Annotated in this window: 18 protein-coding genes and 2 tRNA genes; 18 read left to right on the forward strand and 2 right to left on the reverse strand. The window is 52.5% G+C overall.

Features of this window, described 5'->3' with window-relative positions; genetic code table 11:
- The first annotated feature begins 209 nt into the window (after positions 1–209).
- Positions 210–686: a transcription elongation factor GreA gene (gene greA, locus ACRQ84_RS17650; RefSeq protein ID WP_008104312.1), complete on the forward strand. Its 477-nt coding sequence runs from the start codon at positions 210–212 to the stop codon at positions 684–686.
- Positions 687–812: 126 nt separating this feature from the next.
- On the opposite strand, the gene yhbY is transcribed toward greA, so the two are convergent.
- Positions 813–1,106 (reverse strand): ribosome assembly RNA-binding protein YhbY, encoded by a 294-nt coding sequence (yhbY, locus tag ACRQ84_RS17655; RefSeq protein ID WP_007886683.1) that lies wholly within the window; start codon positions 1,104–1,106, stop codon positions 813–815.
- Between the two features lie 125 nt (positions 1,107–1,231).
- Between yhbY and rlmE the strand changes: the two genes are divergently transcribed.
- The 17 genes from rlmE to ACRQ84_RS17740 all read left to right on the forward strand — a co-directional run bounded on the left by rlmE (position 1,232) and on the right by ACRQ84_RS17740 (position 19,341).
- Entirely contained in the window at positions 1,232–1,861 is a 630-nt protein-coding gene (rlmE, locus tag ACRQ84_RS17660; protein WP_007886684.1) for a 23S rRNA (uridine(2552)-2'-O)-methyltransferase RlmE, read from the forward strand.
- A gap of 175 nt (positions 1,862–2,036) precedes the next feature.
- The gene (ftsH, locus tag ACRQ84_RS17665) at positions 2,037–3,944 is read left to right on the forward strand and encodes an ATP-dependent zinc metalloprotease FtsH (RefSeq protein ID WP_064737730.1); all 1,908 of its coding nucleotides are present in this window, start codon (positions 2,037–2,039) and stop codon (positions 3,942–3,944) included.
- Between the two features lie 129 nt (positions 3,945–4,073).
- The gene (gene folP, locus ACRQ84_RS17670) at positions 4,074–4,907 is read left to right on the forward strand and encodes a dihydropteroate synthase (RefSeq protein ID WP_483816715.1); all 834 of its coding nucleotides are present in this window, start codon (positions 4,074–4,076) and stop codon (positions 4,905–4,907) included.
- Between the two features lie 5 nt (positions 4,908–4,912).
- Complete coding sequence (glmM, locus tag ACRQ84_RS17675; protein ID WP_064737728.1) at positions 4,913–6,247, forward strand: phosphoglucosamine mutase; 1,335 nt, start codon at positions 4,913–4,915, stop codon at positions 6,245–6,247.
- Between the two features lie 217 nt (positions 6,248–6,464).
- The gene (gene secG / locus ACRQ84_RS17680) at positions 6,465–6,800 is read left to right on the forward strand and encodes a preprotein translocase subunit SecG (RefSeq protein WP_064737727.1); all 336 of its coding nucleotides are present in this window, start codon (positions 6,465–6,467) and stop codon (positions 6,798–6,800) included.
- 49 nt (positions 6,801–6,849) lie between these two features.
- Positions 6,850–6,936 (forward strand) — tRNA-Leu (locus ACRQ84_RS17685).
- Positions 6,937–6,995: 59 nt separating this feature from the next.
- A tRNA-Met gene (locus tag ACRQ84_RS17690) sits at positions 6,996–7,072 on the forward strand.
- Between the two features lie 212 nt (positions 7,073–7,284).
- On the forward strand, positions 7,285–7,737 hold the full coding sequence (gene rimP, locus ACRQ84_RS17695) for a ribosome maturation factor RimP (RefSeq protein ID WP_036620302.1): 453 nt from the start codon (positions 7,285–7,287) through the stop codon (positions 7,735–7,737).
- A gap of 24 nt (positions 7,738–7,761) precedes the next feature.
- Positions 7,762–9,249, forward strand: a complete 1,488-nt coding sequence (nusA, locus tag ACRQ84_RS17700) for a transcription termination factor NusA (protein ID WP_064737726.1) — start codon at positions 7,762–7,764, stop codon at positions 9,247–9,249.
- A gap of 17 nt (positions 9,250–9,266) precedes the next feature.
- Complete coding sequence (gene infB / locus ACRQ84_RS17705; RefSeq protein ID WP_483816716.1) at positions 9,267–11,957, forward strand: translation initiation factor IF-2; 2,691 nt, start codon at positions 9,267–9,269, stop codon at positions 11,955–11,957.
- 65 nt (positions 11,958–12,022) lie between these two features.
- A complete protein-coding gene (gene rbfA / locus ACRQ84_RS17710; RefSeq protein ID WP_064737724.1) occupies positions 12,023–12,430 on the forward strand; it encodes a 30S ribosome-binding factor RbfA in 408 nt (135 codons plus the stop codon).
- Entirely contained in the window at positions 12,430–13,374 is a 945-nt protein-coding gene (gene truB / locus ACRQ84_RS17715; protein ID WP_483816717.1) for a tRNA pseudouridine(55) synthase TruB, read from the forward strand. The genes rbfA and truB overlap by 1 nt, the downstream gene beginning before the upstream one ends.
- A gap of 132 nt (positions 13,375–13,506) precedes the next feature.
- On the forward strand, positions 13,507–13,776 hold the full coding sequence (gene rpsO, locus ACRQ84_RS17720; protein ID WP_036620269.1) for a 30S ribosomal protein S15: 270 nt from the start codon (positions 13,507–13,509) through the stop codon (positions 13,774–13,776).
- 309 nt (positions 13,777–14,085) lie between these two features.
- Positions 14,086–16,224 (forward strand): polyribonucleotide nucleotidyltransferase, encoded by a 2,139-nt coding sequence (gene pnp / locus ACRQ84_RS17725; RefSeq protein WP_483816718.1) that lies wholly within the window; start codon positions 14,086–14,088, stop codon positions 16,222–16,224.
- Between the two features lie 129 nt (positions 16,225–16,353).
- Complete coding sequence (nlpI, locus tag ACRQ84_RS17730; protein ID WP_064737721.1) at positions 16,354–17,238, forward strand: lipoprotein NlpI; 885 nt, start codon at positions 16,354–16,356, stop codon at positions 17,236–17,238.
- A 110-nt stretch (positions 17,239–17,348) separates the two neighbouring features.
- Complete coding sequence (gene yrbN / locus ACRQ84_RS17735) at positions 17,349–17,399, forward strand: protein YrbN (protein ID WP_152689941.1); 51 nt, start codon at positions 17,349–17,351, stop codon at positions 17,397–17,399.
- A 16-nt stretch (positions 17,400–17,415) separates the two neighbouring features.
- Positions 17,416–19,341 (forward strand): DEAD/DEAH family ATP-dependent RNA helicase, encoded by a 1,926-nt coding sequence (locus tag ACRQ84_RS17740; protein WP_483816719.1) that lies wholly within the window; start codon positions 17,416–17,418, stop codon positions 19,339–19,341.
- 68 nt (positions 19,342–19,409) lie between these two features.
- On the opposite strand, the gene ACRQ84_RS17745 is transcribed toward ACRQ84_RS17740, so the two are convergent.
- The gene (locus ACRQ84_RS17745; protein WP_064737719.1) at positions 19,410–20,156 is read right to left on the reverse strand and encodes an SDR family NAD(P)-dependent oxidoreductase; all 747 of its coding nucleotides are present in this window, start codon (positions 20,154–20,156) and stop codon (positions 19,410–19,412) included.
- Between the last annotated feature and the right edge of the window lie 68 nt (positions 20,157–20,224).

The raw sequence follows: 20,224 nt of genomic DNA on the forward strand, positions 1-20,224 counted from the left end.
ACGTCCCCGGACGGTGCAAAGTAAACGATGACCCACAGGGAACTCTGGGGTAAAATACGTATCAAAATGCAAAACCGAACCTGACCCGGAAAGCTTTCTGGGTCAGGCTTCTTTTGCTTGTGAAAAGAGGTAACGCGCCGCAGAAGCTGTTTTCTGCTGTCACCGGTCAGGATGACGCCGTTAACCAGGATAGATGACGAGGAGCCAAAATGAATCAGATTCCGATGACGTTGAAAGGCGCTGAGAAGCTGCGCGAAGAGCTGAACGAACTGAAATCCGTGAAGCGTCCGCGCATTATCGCCTCCATCGCCACAGCCCGTGAGCACGGCGATTTGAAAGAGAATGCCGAATATCATGCGGCTCGCGAAGAACAGGGTTTTTGCGAGGGGCGTATTCAAGAGATCGAAGCCAAACTCTCCAATGCGCAGGTCATTGATGTGACCGCCATGCCGAAAACAGGTCGCGTTATTTTTGGCGCGACTGTGACCATCCTCAATGTGGATACGGATGAAGAATTCACCTATCGCATCGTGGGTGACGATGAAGCTGACTTCAAACAGAATCTGATTTCAGTGAATTCGCCGATGGCGCGTGGATTGGTTGGAAAATCAGCAGATGATGTGGCGATTGTGAAAACCCCGGGTGGGGACGTTGAATATGAAGTGCTGAAGGTGGAATACCTTTAAGATATTGCTACGCTTTGCAATATGTCGCTGCATTTTGTAAAGAAAGGAAAAAGGCCGCATTGCGGCCTTTTATCACATGCAGGAGCGTGGCACTTTCTTTGCCCGTCGCCGCCTTTAAAGGCATGATTAACGCGGAAGAGTGATTTTACGCTCTTTGGCAGGGCGATACAGCACCAGCGTGTTGCCGATGACCTGTACGTTGCCTGCTTTAGTTTCACGCACGATAGCGTCCACGATCAGCTGCTTAGTTTCACGATCTTCCGAGGCAATTTTTACCTTGATCAATTCGTGATGCTCAAGCGCCAGTTCGATTTCGGCGAGCACGCCTTCAGTCAGGCCATTACCGCCCAGCATGACAACCGGCTTAAGCGGATGGGCAAGGCCTTTTAGGTGCTGTTTTTGTTTGGTACTCAGATTCATCGTATTTTTTGCTTACTCAGGGATTGAAAACGGTTCATTCTACCGCCATCTCGGGTATATCGCCAAATCAACGCGACCATTGCGTGCTGATTTATCGCTACGATGACGATTTAATTGGAAATATTATGACGGGTAAAAAGCGTTCGGCCAGTTCCAGTCGCTGGCTACAGGAACACTTTAGCGATAAATATGTGCTGCAGGCACAGAAAAAAGGGTTACGTTCGCGTGCCTGGTTTAAACTTGAAGAAATTCAGCAGGGTGACAAGATTTTCAAACCCGGCATGACGGTTGTAGATTTGGGTGCAGCACCCGGCGGTTGGTCGCAATATGTGGTACAGCTTATCGGATCAAGTGGTCGTATCATCGCCTGTGATCTGTTACCAATGGATCCCATTGTCGGCGTTGATTTTTTACAGGGCGATTTTCGTGATGAGGCGGTACTTAACGCCTTGCTGGAGCGCGTAGGCGACCAAAAGGTGCAGGTGGTGATGTCCGATATGGCACCCAACATGAGCGGTACACCTGCGGTTGATATTCCACGTTCGATGTATTTGGTAGAATTGGCGCTGGAAATGTGTCGGGATATCCTGGCCCCAGGCGGCAGTTTTGTCGTGAAAGTGTTTCAGGGAGATGGCTTCGATGAATACCTGCGGGAAATTCGCTCCCTGTTTACGAAAGTGAAAATTCGTAAGCCGGACGCTTCGCGATTACGTTCGCGTGAAGTGTACATTGTGGCGACGGGGCGCAAACTTTAGCCCGAATTATCGGAATCAAAGCAAGACGACCAATGCGTTTACTCTGATGTCTAATTCTGAGTTTTAGGGTAAACAAGCAAAATCATCCGCACTGCGATTCCAGGTATGAAGGATCTATAGTACCCTACGCTGTCTGTTAACATCGTTGTAATATGAGGTTAATCCCTTGAGTGACATGGCGAAAAACCTGATTCTCTGGTTAGTCATCGCGGTCGTGCTGATGTCTGTATTCCAGAGCTTTGGGCCCAGCGAGTCGAATGGCCGTAGGGTTGATTATTCAACTTTCCTATCGGAAGTGAACCAAGATCAGGTCCGCGAGGCACGAATTAACGGGCGTGAGATTAACGTTGTCAAAAAAGACAGCAATAAATACACCACCTACATCCCCGTCAACGATCCTAAGTTACTTGATAACCTGTTGACCAAAAACGTCAAAGTAGTTGGCGAACCGCCTGAAGAACCAAGCCTGCTGGCTTCAATCTTCATCTCATGGTTCCCGATGCTGCTGCTAATTGGCGTGTGGATTTTCTTTATGCGGCAGATGCAGGGCGGCGGCGGCAAGGGCGCGATGTCCTTCGGCAAAAGCAAAGCCCGCATGTTGACCGAAGATCAGATTAAAACCACTTTTGCTGACGTGGCCGGTTGTGATGAGGCCAAAGAAGAAGTCGGTGAGCTGGTCGAGTATCTGCGTGAACCGAGCCGTTTCCAGAAACTGGGCGGTAAAATTCCGAAAGGCGTCCTGATGGTCGGCCCTCCGGGTACCGGTAAAACGCTGCTGGCAAAAGCCATTGCTGGCGAAGCGAAAGTGCCATTCTTTACCATTTCTGGTTCTGACTTCGTTGAAATGTTTGTGGGTGTCGGTGCATCACGTGTGCGTGACATGTTCGAGCAAGCGAAGAAAGCGGCGCCGTGCATCATCTTTATCGATGAAATCGATGCGGTTGGCCGTCAGCGTGGCGCCGGTTTAGGCGGTGGTCACGATGAACGTGAACAAACGCTAAACCAGATGCTGGTTGAGATGGATGGCTTTGAAGGCAATGAAGGCATCATCGTTATCGCAGCAACGAACCGTCCAGACGTACTGGATCCGGCGCTGCTGCGTCCAGGCCGCTTTGACCGTCAGGTTGTGGTAGGTCTGCCAGACGTTCGTGGTCGTGAACAGATTCTGAAAGTGCATATGCGTCGTGTGCCGCTGTCTACCGATATGGATCCGTCGGTTATCGCACGTGGTACGCCAGGCTTCTCCGGTGCTGATTTGGCTAACTTAGTCAACGAAGCTGCGCTGTTTGCTGCGCGTGGCAATAAGCGTGTTGTTTCGATGGTTGAGTTTGAAAAAGCCAAAGACAAAATCATGATGGGTGCGGAACGTCGCTCCATGGTGATGACCGAAGAGCAGAAAGAATCAACTGCCTACCATGAAGCGGGGCATGCCATTGTGGGTACATTGGTGCCGGGTTACGATCCGGTGCACAAAGTCACCATCATCCCGCGCGGTCGTGCTTTAGGTGTGGCGTTCTTCTTGCCAGTGGGCGATGAGATTAGTGCTAACCGTCAGAAGCTGGAAAGCCGTATTTCTGTCGCTTACGGTGGACGTCTGGCGGAAGAGATCATCTATGGTCCGGACTATGTTTCTACCGGTGCTTCATCTGATATCAAAATGGCGACCAGCGTTGCACGCAACATGGTTACGCAGTGGGGCTTCTCTGAGAAGTTAGGTCCGTTGCTTTACGCTGAAGAAGAGGGCGAAGTGTTCCTCGGTCGTTCAGTTGCGAAAGCAAAACACATGTCAGATGAAACGGCGCGCATTATCGATCAGGAAGTTAAACACCTTATCGATACTAACTATCAGCGTGCGCGCCGTATCCTGAACGAAAACATGGACATCCTTCACGCGATGAAAGATGCGCTGATGAAGTATGAGACCATTGATGCGCCGCAAATCAGCGATCTGATGGCTCGCCGTGAAGTGCGACCACCTGCGGGCTGGGAAGAGGCGAAAGTTGCTGTTGGTAACGGCGACTCAACGCAGGCTCCACGTCCGGTTGATGACCCGAAAACACCGGGTTCAGACAAGATCATGTGATGGCACTCGGGCGGCAGGTTTTTCCGCCGCTCGATGCGCAGTCTACAGCGCTTGTGCCCATGTAAACCCCGGCAAGTCCGGGGTTTTTTACATCTCGCGATTCCGTTTTTCCTCAAGGAGATTTTCACCATGAAGTTGTTCGCTCGTGATTCCCATCTCGATCTCTCGTTTCCCCATGTGATGGGTATTTTAAATGTCACGCCGGACTCTTTTTCTGATGGTGGAACTCACAACACGCTGGTCGATGCGTTGACTCATACCAATGAGATGGTGAACGCTGGGGCGACCATCATCGATGTTGGCGGAGAATCAACGCGTCCCGGAGCCGAAGAAGTCAGCGTGGAAGAGGAGCTGGCGCGTGTCATCCCGGTGGTGGAAGCGATTGCGCAGCGTTTTGAAGTGTGGATTTCAGTAGATACTTCCAAGCCTGAAGTGATCCGCGAAGCGGCGCGAGTGGGTGCTCACATCATTAATGATATTCGCTCACTGTCCGAACCAGGCGCGTTGGCAGCGGCGGCAGATACCGGTTTGCCGGTATGTCTGATGCATATGCAAGGCGAACCGCGCACCATGCAACAGGCCCCGGAATATCACAATATTGTCAGCGAAGTGGACGCTTACTTCGCCGCGCAGATTGCGCGATGTGAAGCCGCAGGTATTAAAAAAGAGAATCTGCTACTCGATCCTGGCTTCGGATTCGGTAAGAATCTCAGCCACAACTATGAACTGCTGGCACATTTGAGCCATTTCCACCATCACGGATTACCGCTTTTGGTTGGGATGTCGCGTAAGTCGATGGTCGGGCAGCTATTAAATGTCGGTCCGGCCCAGCGCCTGACTGGAAGCCTCAGCTGCGCGGTGATTGCCGCCATGCAAGGGGCACAAATTATTCGCGTACATGATGTGAAAGAGACAGTCGAAGCGATGCGCGTCGTCGAAGCGACACGGAGAGCAAAAGGATAAAAGACATGAGTAATCGTAAATATTTCGGTACAGATGGTATCCGCGGCAAAGTGGGTGAAGCGCCGATTACCCCGGATTTTGTCCTTAAGTTGGGTTGGGCGGCCGGTAAAGTACTGGCGCGTCAGGGATCACGTAAAGTATTGATTGGTAAGGATACGCGGATTTCTGGTTATATGCTGGAATCGGCGCTGGAAGCAGGCCTGGCAGCGGCGGGATTGTCGGCGGCCTTCACTGGCCCGATGCCGACGCCCGCGATCGCCTATCTGACACGCACTTTCCGTGCTGAAGCGGGCATTGTTATTTCTGCTTCTCACAATCCGTTTGACGACAATGGCATCAAATTCTTCTCTGCTGAAGGCACTAAGCTGCCGGACGAGGTTGAGGAAGCGATTGAGCTGGAGATGGAAAAACCCATCACCTGCGTTGAGTCGGCTGAACTGGGTCGCGCCAGTCGTATTGTGGATGCAGCGGGTCGTTACATCGAATTCTGTAAAGGCACCTTCCCAAGTGAGCTGAGCCTGAACGGGCTGAAAATTGTGGTTGATTGCGCTAACGGCGCCACGTATCACATTGCTCCTAACGTACTGCGCGAGCTTGGTGCAAACGTGATTGCGATCGGTGCGCAACCGGATGGCATGAACATCAACAAAGATTGCGGCGCGACCGATCTGCGTCTGCTGCAGCATCGTGTGCTGGAAGAGAAGGCCGATCTTGGACTGGCTTACGATGGCGACGGTGACCGCATCATGATGGTTGACCATTTGGGCCAAAAAGTCGATGGCGATCAGATTCTCTACATCATTGCGCGCGAAGGGCTGCGTCAGGGCCAACTGCGCGGCGGCGTGGTGGGCACGTTGATGAGCAATATGGGCCTGGAACTGGCGTTGAAACAGCTGGGTATTCCTTTCACCCGGGCGAAAGTGGGCGATCGCTATGTATTGGAAAAAATGCAGGAGAAGGGCTGGCGTTTAGGGGCAGAAAACTCCGGGCATGTCATTCTGCTGGATAAAACCACCACCGGCGACGGCATCGTAGCAAGTTTGCAAGTACTCACTGCAATTGTGCGCAACCACATGACGTTGCACGACCTGTGCAGCGGCATGAAAATGCTACCGCAGATTTTGGTCAATGTGCGCTTCACTGGCGATCACGATCCGCTGGAAAGTGAGAGCGTAAAGGCCGTGACCGCGGAAGTAGAAAAAACACTGGCGGGACGCGGTCGCGTGTTGTTGCGCAAATCTGGCACTGAACCACTTATTCGTGTGATGGTTGAAGGTGACGATGAGGCGCAGGTCAGCGCATTGGCGCATAAAATCGCCGATGCAGTAAAAGCGGTTTAACTCATTTCAGGCGGCGAGTTTTTGCCCTTTCCGCCTGTAAAATCACCGGGGTGGTGCTTTTTTCCGCAATCGAAAGCGATGGTGAAAATTGCACTTGCAGAGGTATGTGCCTTTGGTTAGTATTCACACCCGCTTCTGATGGGTGATGACGAGACTCCCCATCGATATTGGTTGAAGCTTTAACTGTGCAGATAACGCGCAAGGAAACAGGTTGATTATGTACGAAGCTCTGTTAGTTGTTTTCCTTATTGTAGCGATTGGCCTCGTGGGTTTGATCATGCTGCAGCAAGGCAAAGGCGCTGATATGGGAGCCTCATTCGGTGCAGGCGCTTCTGGTACGTTGTTCGGTTCAAATGGGTCTGGTAACTTCATGACTCGCATGACCGCGGTACTGGCTACGCTGTTCTTCATCATCAGCTTGGTTCTGGGTAACCTGAACAGTAATAAAACAGCCAAAGGTAGCGAGTGGGATAACCTCAGTGCGCCGGCGCAGTCTGAACAGCAGACTCAGCCAGCTAAACCGGCAACGCCGGGCAATGATATCCCGCAGTAAGATCGTCAACGCTGTAATGCGACAAATGAGCGTCGCAGTCTAGTGATGTACCGAGGTGGTGAAATTGGTAGACACGCTACCTTGAGGTGGTAGTGCTCGAAAGGGCTTACGGGTTCAAGTCCCGTCCTCGGTACCAAATCTCAGTATAACTTGCATTTTTTGCAAGGTCGGCGTATTATTCGCCACGTTTTCGGACGCGGGGTGGAGCAGCCTGGTAGCTCGTCGGGCTCATAACCCGAAGGTCGTCGGTTCAAATCCGGCCCCCGCAACCACTTTCCCTTAGAGTTCTTTTTCAAATATACTGTATGCATCGACGGACGCAATCTCAGTGGTTTTTGAAAAAAATTCTTTTGGATTGTGCTCCGAAGCCGCTATGCGGCGTACAGGGTCCAGTCACAAAAAGCCCCGAATATTCGGGGTTTTTTGTTATCAGGAAATCGAAACACTGGGCTATAGGCCCTTTTTTTATGTCTTGGGGGTGGGCTTGTCCACATTAGAGCAAAAATTGACAGAGTTGATCTCTGCTCCAGTAGAAGCGCTTGGCTACGAATTAGTCGGTATTGAATTTATTCGTGGTCGCACATCAACCCTGCGCATCTATATTGATAGTGAAGAGGGTATCAATGTTGATGATTGCGCCGATGTTAGCCACCAGGTCAGCGCAGTAATGGATGTGGAAGATCCTATTACCGTGGCTTACAACCTTGAAGTTTCCTCGCCGGGTCTCGAACGTCCTCTTTTCACTGCTGAACACTATGCACGTTTTGCCGGTGACGAGGTGAGCCTGGTATTACGCATGGCCGTACAAAACCGCCGTAAATGGCAGGGTATCATCAAGTCTGTTGAGGGCGAGATGATCACGGTGACCGTTGAGGGTAACGACGAAGTGTTCGCGCTGAGCAACATTCAGAAAGCGAACCTGGTCCCCCACTTTTAAAAGTCCGGATTGAGGCTAACCAGGATGAACAAAGAGATCTTAGCTGTAGTAGAAGCCGTTTCTAACGAAAAAGCACTGCCGCGTGAGAAAATCTTCGAAGCGCTGGAGAGCGCTTTGGCCACTGCGACCAAAAAGAAGTATGAGCAAGAGATCGAAGTGCGTGTCAGCATTGACCGTCGCAGCGGCGATTTCGACACCTTCCGTCGCTGGCAGATTGTTGAAGAAGTCACGCAGCCGACTCGCGAGATCACGCTGGATGCAGCCCGCTATGAAGACGAAGCGTTCAATCTGGGCGAATTTGTCGAAGATCAGATTGAATCTGTCACCTTCGACCGTATCACCACCCAAACTGCTAAGCAGGTTATCGTACAAAAAGTACGTGAAGCTGAGCGCGCGATGGTGGTTGATCAGTTCCGTCAACATGAAGGCGAAATCATCACCGGCGTGGTGAAGAAAGTGAACCGCGACAATATTTCACTGGATCTCGGCAGCAATGCTGAAGCGGTGATTGTGCGTGAAGACATGCTGCCGCGTGAAAACTTCCGTCCAGGTGACCGTATCCGCGGTGTGCTGTATGCCGTTCGCCCTGAAGCGCGTGGCGCGCAACTGTTCGTCACCCGTTCTAAGCCGGAAATGCTGATTGAGTTGTTCCGCATTGAGGTGCCAGAAATTGGCGAAGAAGTTATCGAGATCAAAGCGGCAGCGCGCGATCCAGGTTCACGCGCTAAAATCGCGGTGAAAACCAACGATAAACGTATTGATCCAGTAGGCGCTTGCGTCGGTATGCGCGGTGCGCGCGTGCAGGCGGTTTCAAGCGAGCTGGGTGGCGAGCGTATCGATATTGTGCTGTGGGACGACAACCCGGCGCAGTTCGTTATCAATGCCATGGCGCCAGCCGATGTGGCGTCAATTGTGGTGGATGAAGACAATCACACCATGGATATCGCTGTTGAAGCCGGTAATCTGGCTCAGGCGATCGGCCGTAACGGCCAAAACGTGCGTCTGGCTTCCCAGCTGAGCGGTTGGGAACTGAACGTGATGACCGTCGATGATCTGCAGGCTAAGCACCAAGCTGAAGCCCATGCAGCAATCGATATGTTCACCAAACATCTCGACATCGACGAAGAGTTCGCCACCATTCTGGTGGAAGAGGGCTTCTCTTCGCTGGAAGAATTGGCTTATGTGCCAATCAACGAGCTGCTGGAAATCGACGGCCTCGATGAAGAGACCATTGAAGCCCTGCGTGAACGAGCAAAAAATGCGTTAACTACCCTGGCATTAGCGAAAGAAGAGAGCCTTGGTAATCAGGAGCCCGCTGAGGATCTTCTGAATCTTGAGGGCTTGGATCGTGCGCTGGCGTATCGCCTGGCGTCGAAAGGCGTTTGCACGCTGGAAGATCTCGCTGAGCAAGGTGTTGACGACCTGACAGATATTGAAGGGCTGGATGACGAGAAAGCCGGTGCGCTGATTATGGCTGCACGTAATATCTGCTGGTTCGGCGATGACGCGTAATAACAGGAAGGAACAGCATGACAGATGTAACCGTAAAATCGCTGGCCGCCGAAATTCAGACCCCGGTCGATCGCCTGGTACAGCAATTTGCTGATGCAGGGATCCGTAAGTCTGAGAACGATGCGGTGTCCCAGCAAGAGAAAGAAACCTTACTGTCTCACCTGAATCGTGAGCACGGTCAGACCGGTTCAAGCAAGCTGACTTTGCAGCGCAAGACGCGCAGCACCTTGAATATTCCCGTCACCGGGGGTAAAAGTAAGTCGGTACAAATTGAAGTCCGCAAAAAGCGCACATACGTGAAAGGCGACGCAGAGTCTGAGCAAGCTCAGGCAGAAGCGGAAGCCGAGGCGCAGCGTGAAGCGGAAGAGCAGGCGCGTCGCGAGGCGGAAGAACAAGCCCGTCGCGAAGCTGAACAGAAAGCGCAACGTGAAGCCGAAGATAAAGCCAAGCGCGAAGCCGCTGACAAGGCCAAACGTGAAGCAGCGGAAAAAGAGAAATTGACTAATCAACCTACCGACGTAGTAGCCAAGGCTGCGCAGTCTGATAAAGCCCGTCGTGAAGCAGAAGCTGCCGAACTGAAACGTAAAGCAGAAGAAGAAGCACGTCGTAAGCTGGAAGAAGATGCGCGCCGCGTAGCTGAAGAAGCCCGCCGCCTGGCTGAAGAAAAAGGTGCTGAATGGGCAAAACCTGAAGAAGAGGATAAAGGCGACTATCACGTCACCACCTCAACTCACGCCCGTCAGGCAGAAGACGAGAACGACCGCCAGGTTGAAGCCGGCCGCGCACGTGCTCGTACTACCAAAGCCGCTCGCCCGGTGAAGAAAGGCAACAAGCATTCTGAAGCCAAAACCGATCGCGAAGAAGCGCGCGCTCAGGTTCGTGGTGGCAAAGGCGGTAAGCATCGTAAGCCAAGCACCCTGCAGCAGGGCTTCAACAAGCCAGCTCAGGCTGTTAACCGCGATGTCGTCATCGGTGAAACCATCACCGTTGCTGAACTGGCCAACAAAATGGCGATCAAAGGTTCTCTGGTCGTTAAAGCCATGATGAAGATGGGCGCCATGGCGACCATCAACCAGGTTATCGATCAAGAAACCGCTCAGATGGTCGCGGAAGAAATGGGTCATAAAGTGATCCTGCGCCGCGAGAATGAGCTGGAAGAAGCGGTAATGGACGATCGTGATACCGACGCCGCGCAGGAAAGCCGTGCGCCAGTCGTGACTATCATGGGTCACGTTGACCACGGTAAAACCTCGCTGCTTGACTACATTCGTTCAACGAAAGTGGCATCAGGCGAAGCGGGCGGTATTACCCAGCATATCGGTGCTTACCACGTTGAAACTGACAACGGTATGATCACCTTCCTCGATACCCCGGGCCACGCCGCGTTTACCGCAATGCGTGCACGTGGTGCGCAGGCAACGGATATCGTTATCCTTGTTGTTGCAGCTGATGATGGCGTGATGCCTCAGACCGTTGAAGCTATCCAGCATGCGAAAGCAGCAGGTGTGCCAGTGGTGGTTGCGGTCAACAAAATCGATAAGCCAGATGCTGATCCAGACCGTGTTAAGAACGAACTGACCCAATACGGAATTCTTCCGGAAGAGTGGGGCGGTGAGAACATGTTCGTTAACGTCTCTGCGAAAGCCGGTACGGGTATCGACGACTTGCTGAATGCGATTCTGCTGCAAGCAGAAGTCCTGGAACTGTCCGCTATTCGTGAAGGTATGGCGAGCGGCGTGGTGATTGAATCGTTCCTCGACAAAGGTCGTGGTCCGGTTGCCACCGTGCTGGTTCGTGAAGGTACGCTGAACAAAGGCGATATCGTGCTGTGTGGCTTCGAATACGGCCGTGTCCGTGCGATGCGTGACGAACTGGGTCGTGAAGTGCTGGAAGCGGGTCCATCCATTCCAGTGGAAATCCTCGGTTTGTCCGGTGTGCCGGCAGCGGGTGATGAAGCGACTGTGGTACGTGACGAGAAGAAAGCGCGTGAAGTTGCACTGTATCGTCAGGGCAAATTCCGTGAAGTTAAGCTGGCGCGTCAGCAGAAGTCTAAGTTGGAGAATATGTTCGCCAACATGACTGAAGGCGAAGTGTCCGAGCTGAATATCGTGCTGAAATCTGACGTACAGGGTTCTGTGGAAGCGATCTCCGATTCCCTGCTGAAACTCTCCACCGACGAAGTGAAGGTGCGGATTATCGGTTCGGGTGTAGGTGGTATCACCGAAACCGACGCAACGCTGGCTGCAGCATCCAACGCCATCATCTTAGGCTTCAACGTGCGTGCCGATGCTTCTGCTCGCCGTGTGATTGATGCCGAGAGTGTTGATCTGCGTTACTACTCCGTCATCTATAATCTGATCGACGAAGTGAAAGCAGCGATGAGCGGCATGTTGGCACCAGAGTACAAGCAGCAGATCATCGGTCTTGCTGCGGTACGTGACGTGTTCAAATCACCGAAGTTTGGTGCTATCGCGGGTTGTATGGTCACCGAAGGTATCATCAAGCGTCACAACCCAATCCGTGTACTGCGTGACAACGTGGTTATCTATGAAGGCGAGCTGGAATCTCTGCGCCGCTTCAAAGATGACGTCAACGAAGTTCGTAACGGCATGGAATGTGGTATCGGCGTGAAGAACTACAACGACGTTCGCGTTGGCGATATGATCGAAGTGTTCGAAGTGATTGAAATTAAACGCACCATCGATTGATCATCATTTGATGTGTTGCAATTTGGGAGGCCTCTGGCCTCCCGAATTATTTGGGAGAAAGAATAATGGCAAAAGAATTTGGCCGCCAACAGCGCGTTTCTCAGGAGTTGCAGAAAGAGATTGCGATCATCCTGCAGCGCGAAATCAAAGATCCTCGTCTGGGTATGATGGTGACAGTTTCGGGCGTAGAAGTGTCCCGCGATCTCGCCTATGCCAAGGTGTTTGTGACCTTTTTGAATGACAAAGATGAAGAAGCGGTGCAAAACGGCCTGAAGGCACTGAAAGAAGCGTCTGGTTATATCCGCACGCTGGTAGGCAAAGCGATGCGTTTGCGTATCGTGCCGGAGCTGACCTTCTTTTACGACAACTCGCTGATTGAAGGTATGCGTATGTCGAACCTCGTCAGCAACGTCATTAAGAGCGATGTTGAGCGTCGTGGCGAGAGCCCGGCGGAAGATGACAAGGAGGACTAATGAGTCGTCCTCGTCGTCGCGGTCGCGACGTCCACGGCGTGTTTCTGCTGGATAAGCATCAAGGCGCATCCTCCAATGATGTGCTGCAGAAAGTAAAACGTCTGTTCAATGCGAACAAAGCGGGCCACACCGGCGCCCTCGATCCTCTGGCGACCGGCATGCTGCCGGTATGCCTCGGTGAAGCCACCAAGTTTTCACAGTATCTGCTCGATTCTGACAAACGTTATCGCGTCATTGCTCGCTTAGGCGAACGTACCGATACTTCAGATGCCGATGGCAATATTGTTGAGACGCGTGCGATTACTTTCGATCAGGCGGCACTGGATGCGGCGCTGGACTATTTTCGTGGCGATACCCTGCAGGTGCCGACCATGTTCTCCGCGCTGAAATATCAGGGACGCAAGCTGTATGAGTACGCGCGTGAAGGCGTTACCGTGCCGCGTGAAGCACGCCCGATTAAAGTATTCGAGCTGCAGTTTATTCGCTGGGAAGGTGATGAGCTGGAGCTGGAGATTCACGTCTCTAAAGGCACTTACATCCGAACTATCATTGACGATCTCGGTGAGCGATTGGGCTGTGGTGCGCACGTCATTATGCTGCGTCGTCTGCAGGTTGCCCGTTATCCAATTGAAAGAATGGTGACGCTGGAGCAGCTGCAGGAAGTCGCGGCCACCGTCAACATGGCGGAAACACCGGATTATAGTGCGCTCGATGCGTTATTGTTGCCGATGGATAGCCCGGCAGAAGAGTTCCCGATTGTGAATTTGCTACCCGCGGTGGCGGCTTATTTCAAACAGGGGATGCCGGTTCAGGTTGCGGATGCGCCGGAGCAGGGATTGGTGCGCGTGACCGAAGGTAATGCGCACAAATTTATTGGTATGGCCGAAATTGCCGACGATGGTCGCGTGGCGCCGCGTCGTCTGGTGGTAGAATTTCCCGCGTAATCAAGCTTCTTGAATTTGACCTAACGGCGCATTTGCGTTGCTATCAGGCGAAGAGTAGAATGGCGCGGCTTTAAAGCGGGCTGCTGAATTAGAGATCGGCACCCATACATTCATTTTTTACTGGAGTTTATTATGTCTCTAAGCGTAGAAGCTAAAGCAGAGATCGTTGCTAAATACGGTCGTGGTACCAATGACAGCGGTTCAACTGAAGTTCAGGTTGCTCTGCTGACTGCTCAGATTAACCACCTGCAGGGTCACTTCTCTGAGCACAAAAAAGATCACCACAGCCGTCGCGGTCTGCTGCGTATGGTATCTCAGCGTCGTAAGCTGCTGGACTACCTGAAGCGTAAAGACGTTGCTCGCTATACCGGTCTGATCGAAAGCCTGGGTCTGCGTCGCTAAGTCTGAAGAATCTGATCAAGGATGTAGCGCATGCACTATGCAAAAAAACGCATCTGACGATCAGATTTGTGCGAGTTTCGCGAAAAGGGGGCCTTTATGGCCCCTTTTTTCGAGCAATCCGCAGCAATCCGGACCAAACTCATGTATTGTTGCAGAGAGTGATCTTTGCTTGCAGAGGTTCGCGCGGCTAATGAGAGGCTTTACCGCATGGGCGGTTAAGGTTGTCATTAGTCGCGAGGATGCAACTAAAGATCGGTAATCCCCGGCGCGCCAGAATGGGCTGCGCCCCTGAATTTAAGGACTTAAATTTTGCTGAACCCGATCGTACGCAAATTCCAATATGGTCAGCATACCGTCACGCTGGAAACCGGCATGATGGCGCGCCAGGCTACTGCTGCAGTTATGGTAAGCATGGATGACACTGCTGTATTCGTTACCGTTGTTGGCCAGAAAAAAACCAAACCAGGTCAGGATTTCTTCCCGCTGACGGTTAACTATCAGGAGCGTACTTACGCTGCTGGTCGTATCCCGGGTAGCTTCTTCCGTCGTGAAGGCCGTCCAAGCGAAGGCGAAACCCTGATCTCACGTCTGATTGACCGTCCAGTTCGTCCACTGTTCCCGGAAGGCTTCATTAACGAAGTTCAGGTGATTGCGACCGTGGTTTCTGTTAACCCACAGGTTAACCCAGATATCGTTGCAATGATTGGTGCTTCAGCTGCTCTGGCACTGTCTGGTCTGCCGTTCAATGGCCCAATCGGCGCTGCGCGTGTGGGTTATATCAACGATCAGTACGTGCTGAACCCAACTGCCGATGAAATCAACGAATCCCGTCTGAACCTGGTTGTTGCCGGTACCCAGAACGCGGTTCTGATGGTGGAATCTGAAGCTGACATCCTGACTGAAGAGCAGATGCTGGGCGCCGTGGTTTATGGCCACGACCAGCAGCAGATCGTTATCGAAAATATCAATGCGCTGGTTGCCGAAGCCGGTAAACCACGTTGGGATTGGCAGCCACTGCCAACTAACGATGCGTTGATCGCACGCGTTACTGCATTGGCAGAAGCGGGCATCAGCGATGCCTATCGCATTACTGATAAGCAAGAGCGTTACACTCAGGTTGGTGCTGTAAAAGACGCGACCATCGCTGCTCTGCAGGCTGAAGATGAGACGCTGGATGCTGGTGATATCGCTGACATCGTTCATGACCTTGAGAAGAGCGTTGTTCGTAGCCGTATTATCCGTGGCGAACCGCGTATCGATGGCCGTGAGAAAGATATGATTCGTGGCCTGGACGTGCGCACTGGCGTACTGCCACGCACGCACGGTTCTTCACTGTTTACCCGTGGTGAGACGCAGGCGCTGGTTACCGCAACTCTGGGTACCGCACGTGATGCGCAGAATCTGGATGAGTTGATGGGCGAGCGTACTGATAGCTTCCTGTTCCACTACAACTTCCCTCCGTACTGTGTAGGCGAAACCGGTATGGTTGGCTCACCAAAGCGTCGTGAGATTGGCCATGGTCGTCTGGCGAAGCGTGGCGTGCTGGCAGTGATGCCTAAGCAAGCTGATTTCCCATACACCGTTCGTGTGGTTTCAGAAATCACCGAATCTAACGGTTCTTCTTCAATGGCTTCCGTATGTGGTGCTTCTCTGGCACTGATGGACGCTGGCGTACCGATCAAAGCAGCCGTTGCCGGTATTGCGATGGGTCTGGTTAAAGAAGCTGACAACTTTGTGGTTCTGTCTGACATCCTCGGTGATGAAGATCACCTCGGCGACATGGACTTCAAAGTAGCTGGTAGCCGCGACGGTATCACTGCGCTGCAGATGGATATCAAAATCGAAGGCATCACCCGCGAAATCATGCAGGTTGCTCTGAATCAAGCGAAAGGTGCGCGTCTGCACATCCTGAGCGTGATGGAACAGGCAATCAGCACGCCGCGTCAGGAAATTTCTGAGTTCGCGCCGCGTATTTACACCATTAAAATCAGTTCAGACAAGATCAAAGATGTCATCGGTAAAGGCGGCTCGGTAATCCGTGCACTGACTGAAGAAACCGGCACCACCATCGAAATCGAAGATGACGGCACCGTGAAGATCGCTGCAACTGATAGCCTGAAAGCTAAAGAAGCCATTCGTCGTATCGAAGAGATCACTGCTGAGATCGAAGTTGGCCGCGTTTACTCGGGTAAAGTGACACGTATCGTTGATTTCGGTGCCTTCGTGGCAATCGGCGGCGGTAAAGAAGGTTTGGTTCACATCTCTCAGATCGCAGACAAGCGCGTAGAGAAAGTGACCGACTATCTGCAGATGGGCCAGGAAGTTCCAGTGAAAGTTATGGAAGTGGACCGTCAGGGCCGTGTACGCCTGAGCATCAAAGAAGCGACAGAGCAGAAACCAGCGGAAGAAGTTGCTACCGCTGTATCTGATGCATCTGACGCCGAGTAAGCGTTTACCGATTAACCACTCCCTGCCTGGCGGGGAGTGGTGTTTAGATCATCGCGAGGGCGGGAATCCTTGTGCACAGCAGGAGGATGACAGGATGGTCGTCCCAATGTTTGTATTCGGGAGTGGGAAATGAAGCCTTTTTTGCGCTGGTGTTTTGTTGCGACAGCTATCACGCTGGCAGGATGCAGCAACTCCAATTGGCGTAAGAACGAAGTTCTGGCAGTACCTTTGCAGCCCACACTGCAGCAAGAGGTGATCCTGGCGCGAATGGAACAAATTCTTGCCAGTCGTGCCCTGACCGATGATGAACGCGCACAGCTATTATATGAGCGCGGAGTGTTGTATGATAGTTTGGGTCTGAGGGCATTAGCGCGGAACGATTTTTCGCAAGCGCTGTCTATAAGACCAGATATGCCAGAGGTATTTAACTATCTTGGTATATACTTAACGCAGGCAGGCAATTTTGATGCTGCCTATGAAGCGTTTGATTCTGTACTTGAGCTTGATCCAACTTACAACTATGCGCATTTAAACCGTGGTATCGCCCTCTATTACGGCGGTCGATACAAGTTAGCGCAAGATGATCTGCTGGCGTTTTATCAAGACGATCCTAACGATCCTTTCCGCAGCCTTTGGCTCTATCTCGTTGAAAGCGATATGGATGCCGACAAGGCAAAAGTTACGCTGAGACAGCGTCATGACAAAGCGGTCCGGGACCAATGGGGATGGAATATTGTCGAGTTCTACCTTGGCGACATCAGTGAAAAAACATTGATGGAACGTCTCAGGGCGGACGCAACGGATAACACCTCGCTCGCTGAACATCTCAGTGAAACCAACTTCTATTTAGGTAAGTACTACCTAAGTCTGGGGGAGAAGGACGACGCGAAAGCGTTGTTCAAACTGGCGGTGGCTAACAACGTAAATAACTTTGTTGAGCACCGATACGCATTGTTGGAACTGGCGCAACTCGGCCAGACACAAGACGATTTATCAGAATCTGACCAGCAATAGCTGACGAACTTTTATTGCCTGAATATCTGTAAAGTCATCATCTTCAGAGATGAGGGCTTTTCTGTTCGTCAAAACTTCTAATTTGAGCCGGTTCACACTTTTTGATGAAAATGACTGAAAGTTTTCACGACGAGTTATGTAGACTGGCCGCCGCAATCTAAGAGGCACGTGTACTACATGACTGATATCCAAACCACTACTGAAATTCAAACCACTTTTGCTGACCTTGGCCTGAACGCCGACATCCTCGAATCACTGAACGGTATGGGCTACGTAAAGCCTTCTCCAATCCAGGCTGAGTGTATTCCTCACCTGCTGGCTGGCCGTGATGTGTTGGGTATGGCGCAGACCGGTAGTGGTAAAACCGCGGCATTCTCATTGCCGCTGCTTAACAACATTGATCCTACTGTTAAAGCACCGCAAATTTTGGTGCTGGCACCTACCCGCGAATTGGCGGTACAGGTTGCTGAAGCCGTCACTGAATTCTCTAAACACATGCGTGGCATTAACGTTGTAGCCCTGTATGGCGGCCAACGTTATGACGTGCAGCTGCGCGCACTGCGTCAGGGACCACAAGTTGTTGTAGGTACGCCAGGTCGTTTACTGGATCACCTGAAGCGTGGCACGTTAGATCTGTCTAACCTGCGTGGTCTGGTGCTGGACGAAGCTGATGAAATGCTGCGTATGGGCTTCATCGAAGACGTTGAAACCATTATGGCGCAGATTCCAGACGGTCATCAGACCGCGCTGTTCTCCGCAACCATGCCAGAAGCGATTCGTCGCATTACCAAGCGTTTCATGAAAGATCCACAGGAAGTGCGCATTCAGTCAAGCATGACTACGCGCCCAGACATTTCTCAGTCTTACTGGACCGCTTACGGCCGTAAAACTGACGCGCTGGTTCGCTTCCTGGAAGCTGAAGATTTCGATGCAGCCATCATCTTCGTGCGCACCAAAAATGCCACGCTGGAAGTGGCCGAAGCGCTGGAGCGCAGCGGTTATAACAGCGCAGCATTGAACGGCGACATGAACCAGGCACTGCGTGAGCAGACGCTGGAGCGTTTAAAAGATGGTCGTCTTGACATCCTGATCGCTACCGACGTTGCAGCACGTGGTCTGGACGTTGAGCGTATCAGCCTGGTGGTAAACTTTGATATCCCAATGGATGCTGAGTCTTACGTTCACCGTATCGGTCGTACCGGCCGTGCTGGTCGTGCTGGTCGTGCGTTGCTGTTCGTTGAGAACCGCGAGCGTCGTCTGCTGCGCAACATCGAACGTACCATGAAGCTGACCATTCCAGAAGTTGAGCTGCCGAACGCAGAACTGCTGGGTGAGCGTCGTCTGGCTAAGTTCGCAGCGAAAGTACAGCAGCAGCTGGAAAGCAGCGATCTGGACCAATATCGCGCACTGCTGAGCAAAATGCAGCCGGGCGAAGATCTGGATATCGAAACTCTGGCCGCAGCACTGCTGAAAATGGCTCAGGGCGAACGTCCACTGATTCTGCCACCAGAAGCACCGCGTCCAGCGCGTCGTGAATTCAGCGATCGTCCTGACCGTGGTGAGCGCCGCGATTCACGTGATTCTCGCGGTCCACGCGAAAGTCGTGAGAGCCGCGATGGCGATCGTCCACGTCGTGAACGTCGTGACGTTGGCGAAATGCAGCTGTACCGCATTGAAGTGGGCCGTGATGATGGTGTTGAAGTTCGTCACATTGTTGGCGCGATCGCTAACGAAGGCGACATCAGCAGCCGTTACATTGGTAACATCAAGCTGTTTGGTACCCACTCAACCATCGAGCTGCCGAAAGGCATGCCGGGCGAAGTGCTGCAGCACTTCACGCGTACGCGTATTCTGAACAAGCCGATGAATATGCAGCTGATGGGTGATGCGCCGGTACACGAGCGTAGCGAACGTCGTCCTGCTGGCGGCGGTGAGCGTCGTGGTAGCGGTGCTCCGCGTGATGGTGCACCACGTGGCGAAGGCGCTCCACGTCGTTTCACCGAACGTCGTGAAGGTGGCCGTGAAGGCGGACGCTTCAGCCGTGACAGTGGTCGTGGTCCGCGTCCAGATGGCGCTGCTGCACCACGTCGTCGTGACGCATAAGCGATAAACGCTTAAAGTAAAAAGGGACGCTCATGCGTCCCTTTTTTTATGCCTGTGGAAAGTTAATTTTACACGCCACCGGCAATTAGCACGCGTTCACCGCTCACGTATGCTGACTCTTCTGACGCCAGAAACAGCGCGACTTGTGCTACATCTTCCGGCAAACCAAAACGTCCCAGCGGCGTTGCCGCAATCAACTGTGCTTTCAACTCCGGATGCATCTTCTTCGCTGCCAGCAAACCCTCGGTCAAGATAATGCCGGGTGCTAACGCATTAACGCGAATATTGCGCGGTCCCCACTCCCGAGCAAGGCCCTGCGTCAGCGTATCAATCGCACCTTTGGTTGCTGCCCAAAGCACCGAACCTGGCGTGCTTCGTTGGCTGTTCAGGGCGCTCAGGTTGATGATGGAACCGCCGCGAACGGGGAAATGTTTGGCCGCCTGCTGACACACCAACAAGGTACCCAACAGATTCACATTCAGCTGCTGCTGCATTTCGCTGATGCTGAGGTCAGTAAAGGCACCGTGGTGAAAAATACCGGCGTTATTCACTACAATATCGGGCGCGCCAAACTGCTCAATGCTGCTAGCGAACAGCCGCTGCACATCGCTCTCGCGCGAGATATCAGCCTGTACGGCGATGGCGTCGCTACCCAGCGCCTGGATGTCGGTCACTACATCCGCCGCACCCACTTCGTCCTGAAGATAATTCACCACCACCCGAGCACCGGCCGCCGCGAAAGTCATGGCGATGGCGGCACCAATGCCTTTCGAAGCGCCCGTCACCAGCGCAATTTTGCCTTCAAGTGTTTTCATCGTGTCACTCCACCTGAGATTTCGGGGAAGGTAAAGCATGCGCTGCCCATCCAATTTGGTGGTAGTGC

The sequence above is a fragment of the Pantoea sp. E2023-21 genome, from assembly GCF_051302795.1.
Lineage (GTDB): Bacteria > Pseudomonadota > Gammaproteobacteria > Enterobacterales > Enterobacteriaceae > Pantoea > Pantoea ludwigii_A.

Excerpts from the sequence above, each read along its gene's own strand:
- greA (WP_008104312.1), top strand. The coding sequence starts at position 210 with ATGAATCAGATTCCGATGACGTTGAAAGGCGCTGAGAAGCTGCGCGAA.
- yhbY (WP_007886683.1), bottom strand. The coding sequence starts at position 1,106 with ATGAATCTGAGTACCAAACAAAAACAGCACCTAAAAGGCCTTGCCCAT.
- rlmE (WP_007886684.1), top strand. The coding sequence starts at position 1,232 with ATGACGGGTAAAAAGCGTTCGGCCAGTTCCAGTCGCTGGCTACAGGAA.
- ftsH (WP_064737730.1), top strand. The coding sequence starts at position 2,037 with ATGGCGAAAAACCTGATTCTCTGGTTAGTCATCGCGGTCGTGCTGATG.
- folP (WP_483816715.1), top strand. The coding sequence starts at position 4,074 with ATGAAGTTGTTCGCTCGTGATTCCCATCTCGATCTCTCGTTTCCCCAT.
- glmM (WP_064737728.1), top strand. The coding sequence starts at position 4,913 with ATGAGTAATCGTAAATATTTCGGTACAGATGGTATCCGCGGCAAAGTG.
- secG (WP_064737727.1), top strand. The coding sequence starts at position 6,465 with ATGTACGAAGCTCTGTTAGTTGTTTTCCTTATTGTAGCGATTGGCCTC.
- nusA (WP_064737726.1), top strand. The coding sequence starts at position 7,762 with ATGAACAAAGAGATCTTAGCTGTAGTAGAAGCCGTTTCTAACGAAAAA.
- infB (WP_483816716.1), top strand. The coding sequence starts at position 9,267 with ATGACAGATGTAACCGTAAAATCGCTGGCCGCCGAAATTCAGACCCCG.
- rbfA (WP_064737724.1), top strand. The coding sequence starts at position 12,023 with ATGGCAAAAGAATTTGGCCGCCAACAGCGCGTTTCTCAGGAGTTGCAG.
- truB (WP_483816717.1), top strand. The coding sequence starts at position 12,430 with ATGAGTCGTCCTCGTCGTCGCGGTCGCGACGTCCACGGCGTGTTTCTG.
- rpsO (WP_036620269.1), top strand. The coding sequence starts at position 13,507 with ATGTCTCTAAGCGTAGAAGCTAAAGCAGAGATCGTTGCTAAATACGGT.
- nlpI (WP_064737721.1), top strand. The coding sequence starts at position 16,354 with ATGAAGCCTTTTTTGCGCTGGTGTTTTGTTGCGACAGCTATCACGCTG.
- ACRQ84_RS17740 (WP_483816719.1), top strand. The coding sequence starts at position 17,416 with ATGACTGATATCCAAACCACTACTGAAATTCAAACCACTTTTGCTGAC.
- ACRQ84_RS17745 (WP_064737719.1), bottom strand. The coding sequence starts at position 20,156 with ATGAAAACACTTGAAGGCAAAATTGCGCTGGTGACGGGCGCTTCGAAA.